Source organism: Methylophaga sp. UBA4204 (genome assembly GCF_002379485.1).
Classification (GTDB): domain Bacteria; phylum Pseudomonadota; class Gammaproteobacteria; order Nitrosococcales; family Methylophagaceae; genus Methylophaga.
This window is the reverse complement of the sequence record NZ_DFTU01000001.1, coordinates 32,020-33,919: the sequence shown is the minus strand read 5'-3', so window position 1 is coordinate 33,919 and position 1,900 is coordinate 32,020. Positions and strand designations below refer to the sequence as shown.

At 42.4% G+C, this 1,900-nt stretch carries 1 protein-coding gene; it reads left to right on the top strand.

The genetic code is table 11. From position 1 onward, the window contains the following. Nucleotides 1–401 precede the first annotated feature (401 nt). Nucleotides 402–1,898 carry a sensor histidine kinase gene (locus B3182_RS00170; RefSeq protein WP_292357006.1) on the top strand — a complete coding sequence of 499 codons (1,497 nt, stop codon included), beginning with the start codon at nucleotides 402–404 and terminating at the stop codon, nucleotides 1,896–1,898. Nucleotides 1,899–1,900: the final 2 nt, after the last annotated feature.

Genomic DNA, 1,900 nt, shown 5'->3' with positions numbered 1-1,900 from the left:
CAACGATAATCCCAATAAAAACACAATCAGGCTGGACCCGATAAAGGTTATCCATTGTCCATCGCTGTAGATCCATGAAACGATTAATGAAGGCAGAAAGCTGAGACTGTAAAACATCAACAGCAAACCAAATAACCGGATGATGGCTCGCCAATGCATTAGCTTACGACCTCAATCAAAAATGTAAGCCAAGCAACACACGGTGTAATATGCCTTTGAAACAACTTGGTAAAACTTAACATCAGTCTATTCATCCCTATAATCAACGTTAATGGATTATTGGTTTCAGGAGACTGAAAGTCAGCTAAAAAAAAGATAAAAATTTTATATAAATTTTACTTTTTTAAATGCGATTTATTGTTAAAACAACTTTAAGAATTTTCCAGAAAAAGCGATCAGCTATGCGTTTTCTTCCAACTAATACTCCGCTCAAACATTATCTGCTCGCGATCGGATTGATTTTTGTGATCGTGTTGTTTGCCCAGGTGCTTAACCGTTATCTGCCCTACACCAGTCTGTTATTACTGTTTCTGGCGGGTGTGTTGCTGATATCAGCCAAAACCAGTTTTGGTCCGGCTTTATTAAGCAGCTTGTTCAGCTTTATGGCTTTCAATTACTTTTTTACTGAGCCTTATTACACTTTTAATATTCTGCACAAAGCGGATGTCGCCACATTAATTATATTTTTGATGGTGGCATTGATGACGGCACATTTAGCGACGCAAATGCGCGAAGCTATAGCCAAGCAGGAAATGGCATTAAACCGGCTGTCTCATTTCTATGAGTTCAGTCAAAAGCTCTCTTTCGCGACCAACACTGAAACCACTATCGAAATTTTATTGGAGGCCTTACGGCGAGTTCTGAGCAATGATGGTCGTGTGGTGATTGCCATCCAGCAGGAGTCTAAATTGATTTTGCACCCGGAGGGCATATCGAGTGGTCATCCTGGTGAAGAAGTTTTTAAATTAATGCTATCCAAACATCTGGACGGTGAAACCTGGCACAAGGGATGGTTGTTTTTTCCACTTAGCTGGGATGGCAGACAGCTTGGCCTGGTGGCCATTAATGAACGCATTAATGACAAGCAAATTACGGCTACAGAAACGTTCTGCCAGCTAACCGCAGTGGTATTACACCGTACCATGCTGGTGGCGGAACTCTCACAAACCAAATTACTGGCAGAAACAGAACAACTACGTGCCACATTACTTTCTTCAGTTTCACATGATTTACGTACCCCCCTCTCTTCCATTATCGGGGCGAGTTCGTCATTACGTGAATATGCTCAGCATTTATCGACTGATGATCAGCAGCTGCTGATCCAGACCATTGAAGATGAAGCGCACAGGTTGGACCGTCATATTCAGAATCTGCTTGATATGACTCGTCTGAGCCAGGGTAAACTGAACCTGAATCGTGAATGGATGGATATCGACGATCTGATTAACGGTGCTATAAGACGGTTGGGCCATCAATTAGATAATGTGCAATTCGAGCTTGAATTAACAGAAGATACCCCGATGCTTTATGTTCAGGGTTTAATTATCGAACAAGCCATTTTCAATCTGCTTGATAATGCCATTCGCCATAACACAGCAGAATTGGCAATAAAGTTAATCGTTCAGCATGATGACAATTGGATAACGCTGGATATTATCGATAACGGACCGGGTATTGCCGATACTGAAAAGGAAAAAGTATTCAATATGTTTTACAGCCTTGCTCAAGGTGATCGACACGAATCCAGTTTACCGGGCACTGGAATGGGCCTGGCAATTTGCCGCGGCATGGTTGAAGCGCATGGTGGCGAGGTGATGGCATTGGATAATCCTTATGGCAAAGGCACGATGATGCGGATCAAGCTACCAAATAACCAAGGGGCTGTTGATCTTTCATAGCC